This is a genomic window from Amycolatopsis ultiminotia, from assembly GCF_039536925.1.
GTDB classification, from domain to species: domain Bacteria; phylum Actinomycetota; class Actinomycetes; order Mycobacteriales; family Pseudonocardiaceae; genus Amycolatopsis; species Amycolatopsis ultiminotia.
Window position 1 is genome coordinate 429,381 of the sequence record NZ_BAAAZN010000001.1, and the last position, 21,190, is coordinate 450,570.

19 protein-coding genes are annotated in these 21,190 nt (G+C 72.5%); 17 read left to right on the plus strand and 2 right to left on the minus strand.

Translation table 11 applies throughout. The features are described 5' to 3' along the window. The first annotated feature begins 72 nt into the window (after window positions 1-72). The 9 genes from ABD793_RS02020 to ABD793_RS02060 all read left to right on the plus strand — a co-directional run bounded on the left by ABD793_RS02020 (window position 73) and on the right by ABD793_RS02060 (window position 11,269). A complete protein-coding gene (locus ABD793_RS02020; protein WP_344854595.1) occupies window positions 73-1,683 on the plus strand; it encodes an MFS transporter in 1,611 nt (536 codons plus the stop codon). 78 nt (window positions 1,684-1,761) lie between these two features. Beyond that, a complete protein-coding gene (locus ABD793_RS02025; protein ID WP_344854597.1) occupies window positions 1,762-2,544 on the plus strand; it encodes an alpha/beta fold hydrolase in 783 nt (260 codons plus the stop codon). Between the two features lie 416 nt (window positions 2,545-2,960). Further along, complete coding sequence (locus tag ABD793_RS02030; protein ID WP_344855756.1) at window positions 2,961-4,586, plus strand: fatty acyl-AMP ligase; 1,626 nt, start codon at window positions 2,961-2,963, stop codon at window positions 4,584-4,586. Next, the gene (locus ABD793_RS02035) at window positions 4,579-4,839 is read left to right on the plus strand and encodes an acyl carrier protein (protein WP_344854599.1); all 261 of its coding nucleotides are present in this window, start codon (window positions 4,579-4,581) and stop codon (window positions 4,837-4,839) included. Before ABD793_RS02030 ends, ABD793_RS02035 begins: the two co-directional genes overlap by 8 nt. A 13-nt stretch (window positions 4,840-4,852) precedes the next feature. Then, the gene (locus ABD793_RS02040; RefSeq protein ID WP_344854602.1) at window positions 4,853-5,170 is read left to right on the plus strand and encodes a hypothetical protein; all 318 of its coding nucleotides are present in this window, start codon (window positions 4,853-4,855) and stop codon (window positions 5,168-5,170) included. Then, entirely contained in the window at window positions 5,170-8,391 is a 3,222-nt protein-coding gene (locus ABD793_RS02045; protein ID WP_344854604.1) for a WXG100 family type VII secretion target, read from the plus strand. The genes ABD793_RS02040 and ABD793_RS02045 overlap by 1 nt, the downstream gene beginning before the upstream one ends. A 7-nt stretch (window positions 8,392-8,398) precedes the next feature. Then, window positions 8,399-8,875, plus strand: coding sequence for a hypothetical protein (locus ABD793_RS02050; RefSeq protein WP_344854607.1), 477 nt, complete (start codon window positions 8,399-8,401; stop codon window positions 8,873-8,875). A gap of 484 nt (window positions 8,876-9,359) precedes the next feature. Then, on the plus strand, window positions 9,360-10,676 hold the full coding sequence (locus tag ABD793_RS02055) for a PepSY-associated TM helix domain-containing protein (protein WP_344855758.1): 1,317 nt from the start codon (window positions 9,360-9,362) through the stop codon (window positions 10,674-10,676). Continuing rightward, a complete protein-coding gene (locus tag ABD793_RS02060) occupies window positions 10,673-11,269 on the plus strand; it encodes a DUF5134 domain-containing protein (protein ID WP_344854610.1) in 597 nt (198 codons plus the stop codon). The genes ABD793_RS02055 and ABD793_RS02060 overlap by 4 nt, the downstream gene beginning before the upstream one ends. Window positions 11,270-11,600: 331 nt before the next feature. Here the strand turns inward: ABD793_RS02060 and ABD793_RS02065 are convergent, their stop codons facing one another. After that, window positions 11,601-12,338, minus strand: coding sequence for a zf-HC2 domain-containing protein (locus ABD793_RS02065; protein ID WP_344854613.1), 738 nt, complete (start codon window positions 12,336-12,338; stop codon window positions 11,601-11,603). A 98-nt stretch (window positions 12,339-12,436) separates the two neighbouring features. Between ABD793_RS02065 and ABD793_RS02070 the strand changes: the two genes are divergently transcribed. From ABD793_RS02070 to ABD793_RS02105, 8 genes are all read left to right on the plus strand, one after another. Beyond that, window positions 12,437-13,006, plus strand: coding sequence for a sigma-70 family RNA polymerase sigma factor (locus ABD793_RS02070; RefSeq protein WP_425548642.1), 570 nt, complete (start codon window positions 12,437-12,439; stop codon window positions 13,004-13,006). Between the two features lie 194 nt (window positions 13,007-13,200). Next, window positions 13,201-13,986 carry a 2,3-dihydro-2,3-dihydroxybenzoate dehydrogenase gene (locus tag ABD793_RS02075; protein ID WP_344854618.1) on the plus strand — a complete coding sequence of 262 codons (786 nt, stop codon included), beginning with the start codon at window positions 13,201-13,203 and terminating at the stop codon, window positions 13,984-13,986. Between the two features lie 854 nt (window positions 13,987-14,840). Further along, a complete protein-coding gene (locus ABD793_RS02080; protein WP_344854621.1) occupies window positions 14,841-16,175 on the plus strand; it encodes an isochorismate synthase in 1,335 nt (444 codons plus the stop codon). Next, the gene (locus ABD793_RS02085; protein ID WP_344854624.1) at window positions 16,172-17,791 is read left to right on the plus strand and encodes a (2,3-dihydroxybenzoyl)adenylate synthase; all 1,620 of its coding nucleotides are present in this window, start codon (window positions 16,172-16,174) and stop codon (window positions 17,789-17,791) included. Before ABD793_RS02080 ends, ABD793_RS02085 begins: the two co-directional genes overlap by 4 nt. A gap of 3 nt (window positions 17,792-17,794) precedes the next feature. Further along, window positions 17,795-18,457 (plus strand): isochorismatase family protein, encoded by a 663-nt coding sequence (locus ABD793_RS02090; RefSeq protein ID WP_344854626.1) that lies wholly within the window; start codon window positions 17,795-17,797, stop codon window positions 18,455-18,457. Then, a complete protein-coding gene (locus ABD793_RS02095; protein ID WP_344854629.1) occupies window positions 18,454-18,696 on the plus strand; it encodes a phosphopantetheine-binding protein in 243 nt (80 codons plus the stop codon). The genes ABD793_RS02090 and ABD793_RS02095 overlap by 4 nt, the downstream gene beginning before the upstream one ends. Continuing rightward, the gene (locus tag ABD793_RS02100) at window positions 18,693-19,553 is read left to right on the plus strand and encodes a siderophore-interacting protein (RefSeq protein WP_344854631.1); all 861 of its coding nucleotides are present in this window, start codon (window positions 18,693-18,695) and stop codon (window positions 19,551-19,553) included. Before ABD793_RS02095 ends, ABD793_RS02100 begins: the two co-directional genes overlap by 4 nt. A gap of 25 nt (window positions 19,554-19,578) precedes the next feature. Beyond that, on the plus strand, window positions 19,579-20,601 hold the full coding sequence (locus ABD793_RS02105) for a 3-deoxy-7-phosphoheptulonate synthase (RefSeq protein ID WP_344854634.1): 1,023 nt from the start codon (window positions 19,579-19,581) through the stop codon (window positions 20,599-20,601). Here the strand turns inward: ABD793_RS02105 and ABD793_RS02110 are convergent. Beyond that, window positions 20,579-21,157: a PadR family transcriptional regulator gene (locus ABD793_RS02110; protein ID WP_344854637.1), complete on the minus strand. Its 579-nt coding sequence runs from the start codon at window positions 21,155-21,157 to the stop codon at window positions 20,579-20,581. The two genes, ABD793_RS02105 and ABD793_RS02110, sit on opposite strands and share 23 nt — an antisense overlap. Window positions 21,158-21,190: the final 33 nt, after the last annotated feature.

Genomic DNA, 21,190 nt, shown 5'->3' on the forward strand with positions numbered 1-21,190 from the left:
GAAACGATACTGCTAGTTCTAGTACGATACTGGCAGTCTCGTTTCAGTGTGTCGTGACCTTGCGAGGTGACCATGGCCGAGGACCGCCCGGCGTCCACTGCGCGCCGGGCCTGGACTGTCGGCGTGATGTGCTCCGCGGTCGGCCTCGTCATCGCGATGGTCACCATCGCGAACACCGCGCTGCCCTCGCTGGCCGCCGACACCGGGGCGACCCAGGCCGAGCAGACCTGGATCGTCGACGGTTACACGCTCGTGCTCGCCGCGCTGGTGCTGCCCGCGGGCGCGCTCGGCGACCGGTACGGCAGGCGCGGGGTGCTCGTGGCCGGGCTCTGCGTGTTCGCGGTGGGCTGTGCGGCGCCGTTGGTCACCGGTTCCTCGACCTGGCTCATCGCGGCACGGGCGGTGACCGGTCTCGGCGCGGCGATGATCATGCCCGCGACGCTGTCGATCATCAACGCCAGTTTCCCGCCGGAGCGGCGGGGCCGGGCGATCGGCATCTGGGCCGCGGTGGCCGGGATCGGCGGGCTCGGCGGGCTGATCCTCGCCGGGCTGCTGTTGCGCTACTTCTCCTGGCATTCGGTGTTCATCGGCCCGGCCGTGCTCGCGGTGGTGCTGGCGCTGGCGTGCGCGACGGTGCCGACCTCCCGTGAACGCGCACCCTCACCGTTCGACACCGCCGGTGCGGTGCTCGGCGCAGTGGCGGTGGGGGCGCTGGTCTTCGGCATCCTGCGTGCGGCCGACGGCGGCTGGGGAGATCCGGTGGTGCTCGTCGCGCTGGTCGCCGGGGTGGCGCTGGCCGTGGCGTTCGGCCGTGTGGAGGTCCGCAGCGCGGCGCCGCTGCTCGACGTACGGCTGTTTCTCAACCGCGCCTTCAGCCTCGGCGCGATCTCGGTGACGGTGCAGTTCACCGCCGCGTTCGGCTCGCTCTACGCGTTGGCGCAGTACCTCCAGCTCGTGCAGGGCTACTCGGCGCTGGAATCCGGTCTGGTGCTGTGGCCGATCGCGGTTTCGCTGCTGCCGTTGTCGATGGCGTCCGCGCCGCTGGCGAAACGGTTCGGGTTGCCGGCGCTCACCGCGGTCGGGCTCGTGGTGGTCGTGGCCGGGGTCGTGCTGCTCGGACGGCTCGGACCGGACAGCGGGTACCCGGCGCTGGCGATCGCGGTGTGCGTGCTCGGCGGCGGGCTGGGGCTGACCGCGCCGGCGGCGACCAGCGCGATCCTCGACAACGTGCCGCCGGACAAGTACGGCGTGGCGTCCGCGGTCAACGATGCGACCCGGGAAATCGGTGCCGCGCTGGGCATCGCGCTGACCGGCACGGTGCTGTCGGCCACCTACACCGCGTCCGTGCAGCCGGCCACTGCGGCGCTGCCGGCGCCGGCTCGGGAGGTCGCGGACGGTTCGCTGGCCGGCGCTCTCGCCGTGTCCGGGCGGACCGGACCGGCGCTGGCCGACGCGGCACGCACTGCGTTCGCGGACGGGATGTGGAACAGCCTGCTCGCGCTGGCCGGCATCGTCGCGGCCGGGATCGTGGCCGCGGTGCTGCTGCGGGGCGCCCGCAGCGGAGCGGGCCGGGTGGCGGGCCGGCCCCCTGCGCCGACCCGCCACCCGGTGGCCCCCTCATCCCCCGACGAACGAGGGGACCGCGGCTCCCGCGAGCGAAACCGGGCCCGACCGCCGGCGTGACGGCGATCCCCCGGAACCCACCCGTTCGGGTGACGTCGGCATGCGATAGTGGCTCGGACGGTGACGAAAGGGGGCGCGGTGCCGACCGATGCTCCGGTACGCCGGTACCCCGCCCGCGACGGACTCGAACTGGCCTACCGGGAGCTCGGCTCGGGTCACCCGGTACTGCTGGTGCACGGGCTGCTCGGCAGCGCGGACCTGTGGGTCCGGTGTGGACTGGCCGAAGCACTGGCCGCGCGCGGGTTCCGGGTGCTGATGCCGGATCTGCGCGGGCACCGGGACAGTCCGCGTCCGCACGATCCGGCCCGGTACCCGCCGGACGTACTGGCCGATGACGGCCTCGCGCTGGCCGAACACCTGGCGCTCGGGCGGTACTTCCTCGGCGGGTTCTCCCTCGGCGGGCGGATCGTGCTGCGGATGCTCGCCCGCGGGGCCCGGCCGGTGCGGGCGTTCATCGGGGGACAGGGGCTGGACGCGGTGCGCCGCGGCGGCGGGGGAGCACGGATTCGCCGGGTGCTGACCACGCTGGCGGCGGGCCACCGCCCGGAAGCCGGTACGCCGGACGCGGAAATCGCGTACTGGATCACCCGGCTGGGCAACGATCCGCGCGCACTGCTGGGAGTCGAGAGCTCGCTCGTCCCGACGACCGACGCCGAACTCGCCCGGATCAGCACGCCGACGCTCGTCGCCGTGGGCAGCGCGGACACCGATCACGCCTCCGCCGGACAGCTGGCCGGGCTGCTGCCCGACGCGACCTTCAACCAGGTGCCGGGCGAGCACTACCCTTCGGCGTCCGCCCCGGAATTCCGCGAAGCGGTCCTGGAGTTCTTCGGCCGCGACGTCCCGCGGCGGCAGGGTTAACCGCGGATGCTGAGTCCGTGCTCAGCGGACCGCGGCGAGTCCGAAGTGGACAACCGCGGGGCCGGCATCCGCCTCCGGGACGCCGTATGTGGCTGCGCCGCGCCGCCGGACGGTAAGGTTGCCGGCATGTCGTGGCCGGTCGGGTGCGGGAGTGTCGGCCGGTGCACGCTCGCCGGCGCTCCCGGTGCGTGGTGAAGCCGTTGTCGTCTCCCGTTTCCGGCCCCGGCCCGGCCCCGGCCGATCCGCCCCGCCCCGCCCCGGTCCGGTCCGATCCGGCCCAGCTCGATCCGGCGCTGTCCGCTCCGGCGCTGTCCGCTCCGGCTGAGCCCGGTACCGGTACCGGTAAGCCCGGCCCGGTGCCGTCCGGCCCCGCCCGGTCCGATCCGGCGCCGCCCGGCCCGGGTCCCTCCGATCGGGTGTCGTTTTCCGTGCCCGGCGAGGTGCTGCGGGTTTCCCTCGTCGAGCGGCTGTTCGGCCGTGCCGGTGATCAGCGGCCCGCCTACACCCACCAGGACCACCTCGCCGGGGCCGAGGAGACCGTGACCTGGGACGAGCTGGTCACCCGTGCCGGGGTGGTGGCCGCGCACCTGCGCGGGAAAGCCGCGGCAGGGGACCGGATCGCGATCGTCGCCGCGCAGGAGCTGGCCTATCCGGTCGCGTTCTTCGGGGTGCTCGCCGCGGGGATGACCGCGGTGCCGCTGATGGATCCGGCCAGCCCCGGGCTCGGCCGGCGGCTCGCCGGGATTCTGGACGACTGCGCCGCCTCGCTCGTGCTGACCTCGCGGCGCGCGGTGGAGCGGGTGCGCGGGTTCGTGCCCGCGGACCGGCTCGTGGTCGTCGACGAGCTGTCCGGCCCGCCCGCCGCACCGGTGCTTCCCGCGCCGGAGACGCCCGCGTACCTGCAATACACGTCCGGTTCGACCCGCGATCCGGCAGGCGTGGTGATCCCGCACCGGGCGGTGGCCGCCGCGTGCTGGCAGGCGAGCGTGGCCTACGCGGTCGGCCCGGCCACCACGTGTGCGGGCTGGATCCCGTTTTTCCACGACATGGGCCTGATCCAGCTGCTGTGCCTGCCTGCCTACGCGGGCTGCCGGTCGGTGTTCATGGCCCCGCTCGAGTTCGTGCACCGCCCGCAGCGCTGGCTGCGGCAGCTGGCCGATTACCCGGAAGTGTTCACTGCGGCGCCGAACTTCGCGTTCGACCTCGCCGCCGCGACACCCCCGCCGGACGGGCTCGACCTCTCCGGCGTGCGCGTCGCGCTGAACGGGAGCGAGCCGGTGCGCCCGGCGACCGTCGCCCGGTTCCAGGAAGTGTTCGGCCCGCTGGGTTTCCGGCGCGAGGCGCACCGGCCCTCGTACGGGCTGGCCGAGGCGACCGTCTACGTCACGAGCGCCGGGCCGGAGGGACCGACGAGCGCCGTCTTCGACCGCGAGAGGCTGGCCGCGGGCGAGGCGGTGGAAACCGAGGGCGGCCAGGAACTCGTGTCCGTCGGCCGTCCGGTCGGACAGCTGGTGCGGACCGTGGTGGACGGCCGGATCGTCCCGGACGGCACGGTCGGCGAGGTCTGGATCCACGGCCCGCACCTCGGTACCGGGTACTGGGCGCGCGAGGACGACACTTTCGGGGCGTGGCTGGAAGGCCACGGCGGCTGGCTGCGCACCGGCGATCTCGGGGTGTGGCACCGCGGCGATCTGTACCTCACCGGACGGCTGAAGGACCTGATCGTGGTCGACGGCCGCAATTACCACCCGCAGGATCTGGAAGTGACCGCGGAGCAAGCCCATCCGGCCGTCCGCCGGGGCAGGGTCGCCGCGTTCGCGGTCACCGGAGGGGACGGCGAGGGCGCGGTGGTCGCCGCCGAGTGGAGCGGCGAAGCGGACACCACCGAAGTGCGCAGGGCGGTGCTCCGCGCGGTGTCCGGGGAGTACGGCCTGACGCTGCGTGATGTCCGTTTGGTCGATCCGGGTGCCCTCCCGCGCACTTCGAGTGGCAAGGTCGCGCGGGCCGCAGCGAGGGCGCGGTACGGTGACGGCCGTGGTTGATCTCTGCGCCGAGGTGGCGAAGGTCGTGAGCGACACCTTCTTCCTCGACCCCGCGACCGTCGCGGCGGACAGCCCGCTCGAGGAGCTGGGCATCGACTCCAAAGGCCGGGTCCGGCTGCTCGCCGCGCTGGAGGTCTACTACGGAGTCACGATCGACCTGGCGCAGCTCGACCGGTTCACCGACGTCGCTGCCGTGGCCGGGGTACTCGCCGAGGCACTGGACGAACGGACCGGCACCGGCCGGGCCAGCTAGGAGAGAAGCGCAGATGAGCGGGAGCGGGGGCTACACCGCGTCCACCGAGGCGATGAGCTCGGCGTCGAAGAAGATCGGCCAGCTGGCGCAGGATCTCGTCGACAACAATCCGGACCTGTCGGCCACCAAGGTCGACGACAAGGGGTTCGGCGAAGCGCACGGTGAGCACGCGAAGCAGTACACCGAAGGCGTCAAGACCTTGTCGGACGCGGTGAACGGGTACAGCACCACCCTGACCACACTCGGCACGAACCTCTCCTCGGGTGCGCAGAGCTACGACGAGAACGAAGCCGGCCAGAGCGGGTCGATCAACCAAGCAGGGACGCTGTAATGGCCTCGTGGGAAGAAATCAAGAAGGTCCTCGACGATCCGGCGGTCCCCGAGGACAAGAAACAGGCGCTGATGAGCAGCGTCGTCTCGGACGGCAGCATCACGATCCCGGACGAGGACAAGAGCAAGTACACCAAGGCCTACGTCACCCCGGGTTCGCTGCTGAGCCAGATCAAGAAGGTCGACGACGCCCTCAAGGACGCCAAGACCGAGGGCGATCAGGCCTCGTACAACGACGATCAGCAGAAGAAGGCCGTCGACGACGGCAAGAAGAAGCTGGACGACACGAAACCGCCGGAGCTCGAGGGCGGCGGCACGAAGACGTCGGACGAGATCTTCGACGCGGCCAAGGCGGGGCTCAAGGTGTTCGAGACGTTCGGCTCGCTGCTCGGGCAGCTGCCGGACGACTGCAAGGGCAACACCAAGGCCCTCGACATGGACAAGGACATCAACAAGCCCTACAACCAGCAGCGGGGCATCTCCTTCGAGAACTTCATGACCGACGCCGCTCACTTCAAGACCGGCGCGGACACCATGGACCAGACCATCCAGGACAGCGGATCCACGCTGAGCACCCTGATGCAGACCTGGAAGGGCGCGGCCGCGGATGCGGCGTGGGATCGGTACAACGACGACATCACGCCGAAGGCGACCAAACTGCAGCAGTCGCTCGCCGGCGCGTCCGAGGCCACCAAGACCGCGACCACCACGATTTTCGATCTGTGCAAGCAAAAGGCGAAGGCAGTCGCGGACGGCTACACCGAGTACGTGGCCAAGGCGGACTTCGCCATGGCGCAGCGGGTGGTGAAGGTCGCGACCGGCGAAGCGGCCAGTGACGACGATCTTGCCGCCATCGCAGGCTGGATGGACACGAACTTCGGCACGAACCTCGTGCAGACGCTGAACGACCGCGGCTGCTGCGACAAGACGGACATGAAGAAGGAAGGCGAGAAGCTCGCCAAGCAGTGGATCCAGAACTACTTCAACCCGGAGATGTGGGACCACATCTACACGGGGTTCCAGGAGAACTGCAAGAACACCAAGGATCTCGTCGACAAGGCCTATGACGAGCTGGACAAGGTGATGGGCCACCTCCGCAACGAGTTCGAAAAGGCGGGCGACGGCTCCGGCGGCGGTGGTGGTGACGGGACCGGTGGTGGTTCCGGTGGTGGTGACGGGACCGGTGGTTCCGGCGGCGGCGGTGGTGACGGGACCGGTGGCGGCTCCGGTGGTGGTGATGGCACTGGCGGTTCGGGCGACGGCACTGGTGGTTCCGGCGGCGGCGATGGCACCGGTGGTTCGGGCGACGGCACCGGTGGCTCCGGCGGCAGCACTGGTGGTGGCACGGGCGGTGGTACCGGTGGCGGCACTGGTGGTGGTACCGGTGGCGGTAGTGGTGGGGGTTCGGGTTCCGGTAGTGGTGGTGGTACGCCGCCGCCGGTTCCGGACGTTGATCTGCCTTCGGGTGAGTCCGGTGGCGGTGCTGGTGGCGGCTCGGACACCGGCGGTGGTTCCGGCGATGGGTCGGGTGGTGGTTCCGACGTCGGTGGTGGCACCGGTGGCGGTACGGGCGGTGGTACTGGTGGGGGTTCGGGTTCCGGTAGTGGTGGTGGTACGCCGCCGCCGGTTCCGGATGTCGATCTGCCTTCGGGCGAGTCCGGCGGTGGTTCCGGCGACGGGTCGGACGGTGGTTCCGACGTCGGCGGTGGCACCGGTGGTGGCACTGGTGGTGGTACCGGCGGAGGTTCGGGTAGCGGTGGGGGTTCGGGTTCCGGCAGTGGTGGTGGTACGCCGCCGCCGGTTCCGGACGTTGATCTGCCTTCGGGTGAGTCCGGTGGCGGTGCGGGTGGCGGCGACGGTTCGGAGACCGGTGGTGGTTCCGGTGGCGGTTCGGGCACCGGTGGTGGCGGAGGCACGCCACCACCGATCCCGGAGACCGACCTGCCCGGCGGCGACACCGGCGGGGACGGCGCCGACGGCGACGGGAAAGACGGCGACGGCAAGGACGGCGACGGGAAAGACGGCGAGCACGGTGGCGGGGGGTCCAGCCCCGGCGGCGACCCCGACGGCAAGGGTGACGACGGCAAGGATGACGGCAAGGACGGCGATCACGAGCAGGAGAAGCTGAAGGTCGAGCAGAACGGCAAGACCTTCGAGATGACCGAGCCCGACAAGGACGGGCACATGGACATCAAGGTCGGCGAGGACGGCCACGGCGACCCGAAGGACTTCAAGCTCGACTGGTCCGCCGACGACGGCAAGTCCGCAGGCGGCCACGGCGACGACGGTCCGGGCGACGGGTCCGGCCACGGGACGGACGGGGAACACACCTACCACCCCGGTCCGGACGGCAAGATCCACATCAAGGACGGCGACCTCGAGATCACCGCCGAACGGCCGGACGGACCCGACGGGCCGACCAAGGTCACCGTCGACGACGGCAGTGGCAAGCCGAGCACCTACACCCTCGGCGACGCGGACACCCCGGTGCACAGCACGCACGGCTCGCATCCGGACGGCGGCCCCGACGGCGGCGGCGACCCGAACGACGACCCGAAGGACCACGGCTCGAAGGACCACGACGCAAAGGACGACGGGGCAACAGACGGCGGCCCGAAGGACGACGACCCGAAAGACGGCGGGAAGCACACCCCGGAGCCGTTGTCCATGGCGCCGGGGCCGGAGATGCCGCAGCCCCACGAGGGCACCGTCATGCCGGACTCGGACGGCACCGGAGCGGACCACGACCTCGGAGTACCCGCGGACGCGCGGCCCTCGGGCGTTCCGGCAGGGGGCGTTCCCACGGATTCGTCCCTGCCGGACGGGGCCTCCGCGCCGATGCACGGTCAGCCCGCAGACGGGTCGGTCCCGGGCGCTCCCGGCGCTCCGCTGACCGAGGCACACCCGGTGAACGCGCCCGCGATGACCGGCGGGGTGCACTCGGCCCCGGAGCACAGCGGCGCGGACTCGGTACCTGCTCAGGGGCAGGGCAGCCCGGCGGGTTCGTCGTCGGGCCAGTCCGGAGGCGGCGGGATGCCGATGGGCGGGATGGGCGGTGGCGGCCAAGGCGGAGGCGGCGGCGCGGACGCCGATCGCGGCGCCCGCGCGTATCGTGTGGAGGGCAGCGGCCTGTTCGACTCCGACACCGAGCCGGCTCAGCGGATCACCGGATCGCTCGACGACGATGACGATCTGTCGCCGGTGCGCCGGGCGAGGAAGTGAGGACACCATGGACGACCTCGAGGGGATGAGGACGCGGCTGGCCGCGCTCGTCCGGGAGCAGGCCGACCGCCAGACCCTGCACGAACAGCGCGGCGACGAGCTGAAGGCCCGTGCACAGGAGTACATGACGAAGCAGGCGAAGGCGGCCGAACGCTACGTCATGCACCGTCGTGAACTCGGCAAGCGTGCCGACGAAAAGGGTCGTCCGCAGCAGGAATCGGTGCGGGAGTTCGACTTCGAACCCGAAGCGCACCAGGCCGAGAACGGTTCGCAGGGGCTGGAGTTCACCCCGACGCCGTCGACCGGACGGCGGGTCGAGCCTGCCCCGCCGGTTCCGCCGCCCGCGCCCGCTCCGCCGGCCCCGCCGACCCCGGTCGCGCCGTCCCGCGCGGAGCGGCCGGTGCCCGGCAGGCGGACCCGGATGAGCACCGAAGAGATGGACGACGAGGACGACGCCTTCATGAACAACCGTTGGCGCGGCTGAACCCCGGCCGACCACGACCGCGATCCGGGCGGGCACTGCCGACGCAGTGCCCGCCCGGTTTTTTCGGTACCGGCCCGGATATCTTCGCCGACGCGAACGTCTGTTGTGGACACACGAGTGTCCGATGTGGATGCGCCGGCCGGTTTCCGCACGCGGACGGCGAGCCACTGCGGCGCCGGTCGGCGGGAACGGCGCCGGAAAACCGACCATCCGCTACCGGCACCGCGGACCGGGCAGGCTGAACCGGTCGCCTGCAGCGACGGAGCAGCCGCCGGTGCGGGATCCGTTGCGGGCTCCACAGTGGACACAGTGACCGTCGTCACGGTGGGGCGGGGAACCGGTTGCCGCCGTGGACCGACTGCTGAGGAGGCGGAGTCCGCGGGAGGAGCCGATGTCAGTGCCCAGGCCAATGCCAGGACCAGAGTCCACGACGGTACTCAAACCGGTGCCCGGATCCGGGCCGGGGGCCGCGGCGGAGTCCGGGCTGCCCGCTGCGCTCGCGGAGCCGGCAGCACCGCGCCCGGTGGCCGGGACGGGGTGGGGTGCGATCCGGCCGTTGCTGCTGCGGCTGCACTTCTACGCAGGCGTGTTCGTCGGCCCGTTCCTGCTGATCGCGGCGCTCACCGGGATCGCCTACGTCTGGACGCCGCAGCTGGAACAGGCCGTTTACGCCGACGAACTGCACGTGCCCGCCGCCGCGGGTGCGCTGGCGCTGGACCGGCAGGTCGCGATCGCGCGGGCCGAGGTGCCGGACGGTGCGGTGACCGGCGTGCGCCCGGGACCGACCGCAACGGACACCACCCAGGTCGTGTTCACCCGGCCGGGGCTGGCACCCAGCTACTACTACACGGTGTTCGTGGACCCGCACACCGGTGCGGTCCGCGGAGCGCTCGAAACCTACGGTTCCGGGCAGGCGCTGCCGTTGCGCGGATGGATCGACACCCTGCACCGCAGCCTTCATCTGGGCGATTTCGGCCGGCTGTACAGCGAACTGGCGGCGAGCTGGCTGTGGGTGGTGACGCTGGCCGGAGTGGTGCTGTGGCTGGGCCGCCGCCGTTCCGCACGGCGCGCGCAGGGCAGGCGGCGGCTGCTGAACCGGCACGGCACGGTCGGGTTGTCGGTCGCGGCAGCACTGCTCTTCTTGTCCGCCACCGGTCTCACCTGGTCGCTGCACGCCGGCGCGAACATCACCGATCTGCGTTCTTCCTGGAACTGGACGACCCCGTCGGTCACCGCGGCCGCGCCCGCGACGGCCGGTGACGTCGGATGGCAGACGGCGCGGGAGGCGACCGCGCGTGCCGGATTGGCGGATCCGGTGGAGATCCGCCCGCCGTCCGGCGCGGGGGAGAGCTACGTCGTGCAGCAGGTCGGGCGAACCTGGCCGGAAAAACAGGATGCGATGACCGTCGACCCCGGCACCGGCCGGGTCACCGGCACCCTGCGGTTCGCCGACTACCCGCTCGCGGCCAAGCTGAGCCGGTGGGGGATCGACGCGCACATGGGCCTGTTGTTCGGTGTGGCCAACCAGATCGTGCTCACCGTGGTCGGGATCGCGGTGGTGTGCCTGGTCTGCTGGGGCTACCGGATGTGGTGGCTGCGCAGGCCGGCAAGGGGCGGGGCGCGGTTCGGCCGCCCGCCGGGGCGGGGTGCGTGGCGGCGGGTGCCCGGCCGGGTGCTCGCGCCGGTGCTCGTCACCGGGGCGGTGCTGGCGTGGTTCCTGCCGGTGTTCGGGGTTTCGCTGCTCGCGTTCCTGGCCGTCGACGTGGTGCTGGGACTGCGCCGCCGGGAGGTGCCGCGGTGATCTCGGATCTCTCGCTGCGCTGGATCCTCACGCTCGTGTTCGCCGCGTCCGCGGTGTTCTGCCTGTACCGCTGCGTGTACCGGCCGCGGTTCACCGGACGGGTATCGGAGGGACTGCACGCGCTGATGTGCGCCGGCATGGTCACGATGGCGTGGCCTGCCACGATGAGTTTTGCGCGGACGCCGCAGATCGTCCTGTTCACCGCCGCGGCAGTCTGGTTCGCGGTGACCGCCCGCGGACACGGCTGGTTCGCCGCGGCCCACCACACGCTGATGATGGCCGCCATGGCGTGGATGGTCTTCGCGATGCCACTGGCCATGGCGGGCATGACGATGACCGCGCCGATGACCGGCCCCGAACACGCGGGCATGGACATGGGCTCCGGGATGACGATGACCGGCCACGCCCCGGTCCCGGTGGCGGCCGTCGCGGTGGCGCTGACGGTGCTGTTCCTGGTCGCGGGGCTGGTGTGGCTCGCCCGCGCCATCGACCGGGCCCGCGGCGAACAACGCCCCGGCAAACACACCTGGGGACTGGCCATGGAAGGCGCGATGAGCCTGGGCATGGCGGTCATGACGGTGGCGTTGGTCTGACCGCTACCGCAGCGGCGCCGTGCCCCGCTGCGCGCCGGTGCCGGCCGCGTGGGCGCGGTTGCGGTCAGCGCGGAGCGGTGGCGCGAGCTCGAACCGATCCTGCAGACCTGGCGCGGTTTTCGGGTGAGCCGCCGAGACCCGGCATCGGCGTACCGGCGGCCGGTGCGCAGCTCCCGCAATCGGGTGCGGTGCCCGGCATCGTCTGGACCCACGCGCGGCCCGCCGTCGGGTGGGGTCTTGGTGCGGCGTAAGGAAATTGTGCGCACCGGCCGGTTGGGTGGGGTGGCCCGCCTGTTCGGTGCGGCTGGCCGGGCGGTGTGGTGGTGGCTGATCAGGCGGCGTGGTGGCGGCCGGTGGGGCGGTCGGCGTCGCGGGTGCGCTTGCTGTGCGGGCGGGCCAGTGCGAGCGCGCCGTGGGTCTGCACGGTGGTTTCCTCGTCGGGGCCTGCCGCGTTCGCCAGGTCGGGGCCGGGGTGGTGCCGCGCGCGGTGGCGGCGGTGCACGGCGAAGAGCAGAGCCAGGCCGACCACCAGGAAAGTGTGCGACAGCACCCGTGGGGCGGTGACCCGGTCGCCGATCAGGTCGCCGGTCGTGAGTACCGCCAGCACGACCACGAATCCGGTGATCATCGGCAGCAGTCCGGCCGCGGCGCGGGTCCGCAGTGCCGCCCACAGCAGGCCCACACCGACCGCGAGGTTCCATGCGGCGCTCTCGTTCAGCAGATGTCCTTCCAGGAAACCGCTGTGTGCGCCGTGCATTCCGGTGTCCATGCCCAGCAGTTGCGCGAACGCCAGCCCGCACTGCACCAGACCGACCAGCGCGAGTGCGACCCGCAGGCCCCACTTCTCCCGGGGCGGGGCCGGTGTCTCCGCCATGATCCGCGCGGTCAGGTCCGGTATCGCGGGCGCGGCGCGCACCAGCATCGAACGGCGCAGCGCGGCACTGCGCTCGTACCAGGTCCGGCACGCGGCGCAGGTCGTGAGGTGCGCGTCGACCTGGTCCTCGGGCAGCGGCCCTGCCTCGCCGTCGAGCCGCGCCGACAGTGCTTCGCGGAAGATTTCACAGCTCACGGTTCCATAGTCGCCGCCGAGCCTGCGGGAGTTCCCGCCACCCCGGAAGTTCCCGCCCGCGCATGGCCGGTCGCCCGGGGTGTACTAGCGTGCGAGCTGTGTCCAGCGGCCGCGGCGATGACGACGAGCGGATCACCGCGCTCGCCCTCGCCGGCGGCCGCGGGGATCGGGTCGCGCTGGAACGCTGGGTCCGCGAGACCCAGGCGGATGTCTGGCGGTTCCTCGCCCACCGCACCAGCCCCGCGGACGCGGACGACCTGACCCAGGAGACGTACCTGCGTGCGTTCGGCTCGCTGCCCCGGTTCGCCGGCCGTTCGTCGTCGCGCACCTGGCTGCTCTCGATCGCCCGCCGGGTCGTCGTGGACCGGATCCGGGCCCGTTCGGCGCGGCCGCGCGAATCGGCCACCGCCGACTGGCAGCACGCCGCCGAGGAACAGTCCGCCCGCAGCAGTGCGGCCGGTTTCGAGGACATGATCGAACTCGGCCTGCTGCTGGGCGCACTCGACGACGACCGGCGTGAAGCGCTGGTGCTGACGCAATTCCTCGGTCTGTCCTACGCCGAGGCCGCCGAGGTGTGTGGTTGTCCGGTCGGCACGGTCCGCTCCCGCGTGTCCCGTGCCCGTGAGGATCTGTTGCGCGCACAGGAAGAAACCGACAGCGCGATGTGAGCGGTGCCCGGCTCGCCGTCGAACCGGTACCGGGATCTCCTCGCGCGGTGACTCCTGGTCGTCCGCCGGTCACTGCATGCAGACCCGGATGGGTTCCGGACTCCGCCGATGCGGTGATCGTGGTCCGGTGGCCGGGATCACGGAGCCAGCGACCCCGCTGCAAGGTTAGGCTGCCCTAAATCGCTGAGTGAAGGATGAGGTGCGGCGTGGCGGCGGACGCGGGGATCGAGGGCCGGATCGCGCTGGTCACCGGGGGTGCGCGCGGGATCGGCGCGGCCGTGGCCGAGGCGCTCGCGCAGGCCGGTGCGGTGGTGGCGGCGGTGGACGTCGACGAGGCGGGCTTGCAGGCCGTCGCGGTGCACGAGCGGATCACGCCGTTCGTGGCGGACGTCGGTGACCCGGCGGCGGTGGCCGCTGTGGTCGGGGACGTCGAACAGCGGCTCGGGCCGATCGGGATCGGGGTGCCGGTGGCCGGGATCCTGCGGCCGGGTTCGGTGTGCGACACGAGCGACGCGGACTGGGCCGAGACCTTCGCGACCAACGCCACCGGGGTCTTCACCGTGCTGCGCGAGATCGCCCGCCGGATGCGGCCGCGGGGGAGCGGCACACTCGTCACGGTCGGTTCGAACGCGGCCGGCGTCCCGCGATCGGGCATGGCCGCCTACGCCGCGTCGAAGGCAGCCGCGACGATGCTGACCCGGTGCCTCGGACTGGAACTGGCCGGTTCCGGAATCCGGTGCAACGTCGTGTCCCCCGGCTCGACCGACACCGCGATGCAGCGTCTGCTGTGGACGGACGACGAGGGTCCGGCACGGGTGATCGCGGGCAATCCGGAGGAATTCCGGGTCGGCATCCCGCTGGGCCGGATCGCCGACCCCGCCGACATCGCCGACGCCGTGCTGTTCCTGGCCTCCGACCGGGCCCGGCACATCACCATGCAGAACCTCTACGTCGACGGCGGCGCCACCCTGCGCGCGTGACCGCCACGGACGGCAAGCCACTGAGCCGGCGACCGGGCTCGGCGGACGGGACCGCGGGGAGTGCGTTGGTGCGTGGCACGGTGACGGGGATACGAGAGATGCGCGAGCGGACGGTGCATGCGGGGGACGCGCCCGGACGAAACATCACCGCGCGGGCCTCGGGGCGCAAGCCCGCCGCCCGCGAGTCCGTCGCGCGCCAGGCTGGCGAACGCGGGTCACGCGCGGGCCGGGTCGGCCGGTGTGGGTCGGGTGCGGACCGAGCAGGCGATGGTGAGTTCGTTGCGGGGCGGGTCGGCCCGCGCGGCCGGGCTGGTGTGGACGAGTCCTCTGCCGGCTGGATTGGTGGGTACGGGTCCGTCGCGGGCTTGGTTTGCCTGCGCCGACCCGCCACGGGTTGGTGGGTGTGAGTCCACTGCGGGCTGGGGCTGCTGGGTGTGAGTTGTCCGGCGACCTGGCGGGCGGGCGTGATTCACCCGCGGGCTGGGTTGGCGGGAGTGGGTTGTGTGTGGGCTGGGTTGGCGGGAGTGGGTTGTGCGTGGGCTGGGTTGGCGGGAGTGGGTTCTGTGTGGGCCGGATTGGCGGGTACGGGTCCGCGGCCGGTCAAGCTGCGGCTGGTGCGTCTCCTGGCGGTGGGCCGTCGGGTGGCTCTTCCTCGTGCGTGTGGTGGGTGGGGTTTCGTTCGGGGCAAGGGGGTGTGGCGTGAGATCGGTGACGCGTTCGGCGGGTTTTCCTTTTCGTCCGGTCACGTTAGGGTGCCTTAGGTTAGGCTAACCGAATAGGTTGGCGGAAGAGTCCACAGCTGCCGCCGGGGCGGGTGACCCGGTCGCCGGCGCGTTCGGGAAAGGGAACCACTCGTGCCCCCACCTGCTCCGGTTCGTTCGCGGACGGTCCACGGCGCGGCTGATCTGCTGGCCGCCTACCTGCCGGGGTCGTTCTACTACTCCTCGGCCCGCGGCTGTCTCCTCGCGGACGGGGTGCGCACGCGGGTCCGTGCCGATGCCGCGAACCGGGCCGAGGCGGTGGCGGAAGCGCTCGACGAGGCACTGCTCGCCGGGGCCGGGAACCCGGTCGTGGTCGGGGCGATCGGGTTCCGCCCGGACGCGGCGAGCAGCCTCGTCGTCCCGGAGGTGGTGCGGTGGGCCGGCGCCCCGGGCGGCCCGGTCCCGGACGGCCCGGCTTTCGGCGGACCGGCCTCGGGCGGCCCGCCCCCGGACAGCCCGGCTCCGGGCGGCCAGGCTCGGCGCGGCCCGGTCCCGGGCAACCCGGTCCACCCCGGCCCGGCCTTGGGCAATCCGGCCCACCCCGGCCCGCCCGCGGTCGGGTCCGCCGGGTACGGCTGGTCGGTCGTGCCGCGTCCGGCGCCGGAGGTCTACACCGAGGGCGTCCGCCGTGCGCTGGAGTTGATCCGGCAGGGCGGGCTGCGCAAGGTCGTGCTCGCGCGGTCGCTCGAACTGACCGCGGCGGAAGCGGTTTCCGTGCCACGGCTGCTGACCCGGCTCGTGCACGCGGATCCGGCCGCGCACGCGTTCGCCGCGGACGTCACCGCGGACGGCGACCCCGTACCGCGCACGCTGGTCGGTGCGAGCCCGGAGCTGCTGGTGTCCCGTCGTGGTCCGGTGGTCGTGGCCAACCCGCTGGCCGGGTCGCGTCCGCGGGCAGGCGAACCGGCCGAGGACGAACGGCGGATCGCCGGGCTGCTGGCGTCCGAAAAGGACCGTGCCGAGCACCAGCACGTCGTCGCGCAGGTCGCCGAGGTGCTCGGCCGGTTCTGCGGGGACCTCGAAGTCCCGGCCGAACCGGAGGTGATCGGCACTCCGGCGATGTGGCACCTGTCCACGCGGATCACCGGCCGGGTCGGTCCCGGCGGACCGTCCGCGCTCGCGCTGGCCGAGGCCCTGCACCCGACACCCGCCGTGTGCGGGGTGCCGCTCGAACCGGCGCGCGCGGCGATCGCGCGGCTCGAACCCGAGGATCGGGGCTATTACTCGGGTCTTGTCGGCTGGTCCGGTGCGGACGGCGACGGGGAGTGGGTGGTGACCATCCGCTGCGCGGAGGTGGCCGGCCGGGTGGCACGGCTGTTCGCCGGTGCCGGACTGGTCGAAGGCTCCGACCCGGACGCGGAACTGGCCGAAACGAGCGCGAAGTTCCGGACGCTGCTTCGTGCTCTCGACGCCGAGGAAACGGCGTGAGAGACCACACGCCCTGGCCGACCGAGACGGCCGCACGCTACCGCGCTTGGGGATACTGGCGAGGCCAGACCTTCGGCGCGTTGCTCACTTCGGTCGCCGAGGCCTATCCCGGGCGCACCGCGGTGGTGGGTGAGCACGAGCGGTGGACGTTCGCCGGACTCGACGAGCGGGCACACCGGATCGCCGCCGGGCTCGCCGAATCCGGGATCCGGGCAGGGGAACGGGTGGTGGTGCAGCTGCCGAACATCCCGGAGTTCGTGTCCGTCGTGTTCGGACTGTGGCGGGCCGGTGCACTCCCGGTCTTCGCGTTGCCCGCACACCGGGACAGCGAGCTGCGGCACTTCGCCGGCCAGAGCGGGGCTGCCGCGATCATCACGACCGGTGCGCACGCCGGGCACGATTACGCCGCGGTCGCCCGCGCGGTGGCGCAGGACGTGCCGTCGGTGCGAGAGGTGTTCGTGGTGGGCACGCCCGGTTTCGCCGACCTTGCCGCCGCGAAGCCGCGGGACCTGCCGGACCCGGACCCGGCCGGGGTCGCTTTCCTGCAGCTGTCCGGCGGAAGCACCGGACTGCCGAAGCTGATCCCGCGCACCCACGACGATTACCTCTACAGCGTCCGGGAAAGCGCGCGGATCTGTGGCCTGCGACCGGACAGCGTCCACCTCGCTGCGCTGCCGGTGGCGCACAACTTCCCGCTCAGCTCGCCGGGTGTGCTCGGTGCACTGCACGCCGGCGCGGCCACGGTGCTGGCGCCGCGGCCGGATGCGGACACCGCGTTCCGGCTGATCGAGGCCGAGCGCGTGACGATCAGCGGGGTGGTGCCGCCGCTGGCCGCGGCCTGGGTGCAGGCGGCCGCGCGCACCACGCACGATCTGTCCTCTTTGGACGTCCTGCTGGTCGGCGGTGCGAAATGCGGCCGGGAACTGGCCGAACGCATCGGCCCGGCACTGGGCTGCCGGCTGCAGCAGGTGTTCGGCATGGCCGAGGGCCTGGTCTGCTACACCCGGCTGGACGATCCGGACGAACTCGTGCTCGGCACCCAGGGCAGGCCGATCTCGCCGGACGACGAAGTCCGCGTTGTGCATCCGGACGATCCGCTGGCCGCCTCGTCCGACGAAGTGCCGGCGGGCGAGGTCGGTGCGCTGCTCACCCGTGGCCCCTACACGATCCGCGGCTACTACCGCGCGGACGAGCACAACGCGACGGCGTTCACCGCGGATGGCTTCTACCGCACCGGGGACCTGGTGCGCCGGCGGCCGTCCGGGCACCTGGAGATCGTCGGCCGGGCGAAGGAGCAGATCAACCGCGGTGGCGAGAAGGTCGCCGCGGAAGAGGTGGAGAACCACCTGATGGCGCATCCCGAGGTGCTCGACGCGGCGGTGGTCGCGGTGCCCGACGAATACCTCGGCGAGCGCACCTGCGCCTACGTGGTGCCCGCCGAGGGCACGACGCCGACCGCCGCGCAGCTGCGCCGGTTCGTGCGCGGCCGCGGGGTGGCCACGTTCAAGGTGCCCGATCTGGTCCAGGTGGTCGAGCGCTTCCCGGTCACCGGAGTCGGCAAGACCAGCAAACGTGAACTGCGGGTGGCACTGGCCGCCCTCGCGAAGGAGAGGTGAAGCGTGTCCCTGCCGAAGATCCGGCCGTACCCGCTGCCGAGTGCCGCGGAACTGCCCGCGGGCCGGGTGGACTGGCGGCCCGACCCGGCACGCGCAGCGCTGCTCGTGCACGACGTCCAGCGGTACTTCCTCGCGCCGTATGAGGGCAGCCCGATCCCGGAGATGGTGGCCAACGTCGTCGCGCTCGCCGACGCGGCGCGGGCCGCGGGCGTCCCGGTGTTCTACACCGCGCAACCCGGCCGTCAGGCAGTCGCCGACCGTGGGCTGCTCACCGAATTCTGGGGTGCCGGCATCGGCGCGGTGATCGACGACGATCCGCAGGCTGCCGACGTCGTCCCCGAACTGGCGCCGCGGCCGGGCGACACCGTGCTCACGAAGTGGCGCTACAGCGCATTCCAGCGCAGTACGTTCACCGAACAGCTGGCCTCGGCGGGCCGGGACCAGCTGCTGATCACCGGCGTGTACGCGCACATCGGCTGCCAGAGCACCGCGGTCGAGGCGTTCATGCGGGACATCCGCCCGTTCTTCGTCGCCGACGCGGTCGCGGACTTCGACCGCGCCCGGCACGATCAGGCGTGTGAGTACGTTGCGCAACGCTGCGGCGTCGTCACCACCACCGCCGCCGCGCTCGCCGCGCTGGCGCCGATCCCCGTGGGAGCACGATGAACACCACCGGACTGTCCGTCGAGCAGGTCCGCGCGGACCTCGCCGAACTGCTCGGCTGCGAGACCGCCGAGCTGACCCCGGACACCGACCTGACCGACCTCGGCCTTGACTCGATGCGCATCATGGGTCTGGTCGAGAAGTGGCGCGCGGCGGGTGCGGAACGGCTCGAATTCGCCGATCTCGCCGAGGATCCGCGCTTACGCCGCTGGATGGAACTGCTGGCCGGCGGCACGGCGTGAGCCGGGCGGACCACCGGCACCGGCACCTCGCGCGGATCGCCGAGGTCCGCGCGGGCGCGCATGCGGAGACGGTGCCGTACCCGATCCGGATCCGGCGCACCGAGGTCGTGCGCACCGAACCGGCAGGCTCCGGGCTGGTGCGGGTCACCCTCGGCGGTCCCGGCACCGCGGGCTTCGAATCGCACGCGCCGGACGAGCACGTGAAGATCCTGTTCCCGGACCCGGACGGCACGCTGCGGCTGCCGGAACCGAACGGAGATCTGCTTCGCTGGCCGAAGCCCTTCCCCCGGACGCGCGAGTACACCGTGCGCCGCTACGACCCGGCCTCCGGCGAGCTGGACCTGGACATTGCCCTGCACAACGGTGGTCTCGGTGCGGACTGGGCCCGCGCCGTGCGGCCGGGGGAGACCGTGCACGTGGCCGGGCCGCCGAGCGGGCTGATCGTGCCGCGCGGCTACGACCGTTACCTGGTGGCGGGTGATCTGAGCGCGGTGCCCGCGGTGGCCCGGTGGCTGGAGGAGCTGCCGCGCACCGCCGTCGGCTGGGCGTTCGCCGAGGTCGCGGACGCGAGCGAGGAAATCGAGCTGGCCGCGCCGGACGGGTTCGAGGTGCACTGGTTGCACCGCGGTGCCGCCGCCCCCGGCACGTCCGGTCTGCTCGCTCGTGCGGTGCAGGAAATCCGGGTCCGGCAAGGGGAACGGCTCTACGCGTGGATCGCGGGGGAGGCCGGTGAGATCAAGCCGTTGCGCCGGTGGCTGCGCAGCGACCTCGGCCTGGCCCGGGAGGACTTCGATGTCACGGGCTACTGGAAGCGGGGCGTCGCCGATTTCGAGGACGAGCACGACCACGAGCACTGACCGTCGGCACGGAGGGGGACCGCGGATGCCGGACCAGGACGCGCTGCCGAGTCCGGCGGAGGTGACCGGCGGCCGTTCCCCGGACCTGGGCCGGCACCGGGAGACGGTCGCCGCCGTGCTCGCCCGGCGTGATCCGCGGCTGCTGGTCGTGGCCGGCCCGTGTTCGGTGCACGATCCGGGTGCCGCGCTGGAGTACGCCGGGCTGCTCGCGGACGCCGCCGCCCGGTTCGCCGACGACCTCGTGCTGGTGCTGCGCGCCTACCTGGAGAAGCCGCGCACGGTGACCGGCTGGACCGGGCTGCTGCCCGACCCGACACTGGACGGCAAGGGCGATCTGGCGGCCGGATTGCGGCTGGGCCGGCAATTCCTGGTCGAGGCTGCGGCCACCGGACTGCCGCTGGCGTACGAGTTCGTGGACCCGGTGCTCGCCCCGTACGTCGCGGACACGGTCAGCTGGGCCGCGATCGGCGCGCGGACCGTGGCGAGCCAGCCGCACCGGCAGCTGGCGTCGTGGCTGCCGATGCCGGTGGGCATGAAGAACTGTGTGTCCGGGCGGATTTCCCCGGCGGTGGACGGGATCCGCGCGGCGGGCCGGCCGCACGCGTTCCCGGGACTCGGTGCGGACGGCCGGATGAAAACCTTGCGCAGCACCGGAAACCCGGACGCCCACCTGGTACTGCGCGGGGGTCCGGCGCCGAACCACGACGCAGGCTCGGTCGCCGCCGCGCTCGCCGGGCTGACCGCGGCGGGCCTGCCGCGCCGGATCGTGGTCGACGCTTCGCACGGCAACAGCGGCAAGGACCACAACCGCCAGCCCGCGGTGGTCGCCGACCTCGCCGCGCAACTGGAGGCGGGCACGGACGCGCTCGCCGGGGTGATGCTCGAGTCCTACCTCGCCGACGGCCGCCAGGACCCGGCCGTCCTGCCCGCGGACCCGGCACTCAGCCGCACGGACGCCTGCCTCGGCTGGCCGCGGACGGTCCCGCTGCTGGCCCGGCTCGCGCTTGCGAACCACCACCGCCGGGTCAGAAGTAGCGTTTCCAGCTGAGTGAACCGCTCTCCAGATCCGCGCACACCTCGTCGAGCCAGCTCAGCTCCGCGGTGCGGACCGCCTTCAGGTACTCCTGCTCCAGCAGGTGCAGCCGGGGTACCGAGGACTCGGCCGAACTCGTGAGCACCGCTTCGGTGGCGGCCACGCGGGTGCGCAGCTCCCCGGCCCGCTGCCGGAGGTAGCGGAGGGCGTCGGCCGAATCGAGCAGGTGCAGGAACGACACCGCGGCGGGGAACAGCGGGAATTCGCGGGCCGGCGTGCCGATCCCGGACCGGACGGCGGCCAGCAGCGCTTCCCGGCCCGGTTCGGTCAGCTCGTAGACGGTGCGCTCGGGCCGCCGCGCGGCCCGCTCGACGGTCTGCACCCGGATCAGCCCGTCGCGGACAAGACGGTCGAGTGCCGCGTGCAGACCGGAGCGGGTGCGGACGTTCACCACCAGGTCCACGCCGCGTTCCCGGATCAGCTGCTGCATCCGGTAGGCGTGCATCGGTTCCTCGGCCAGCAGCGCCAGTACCGCGATCACGACGGGGGAGAGATGTCCGCGAGGTGCCATGCGGTCAGTGTAATAGTCTATGATGGATTAGTC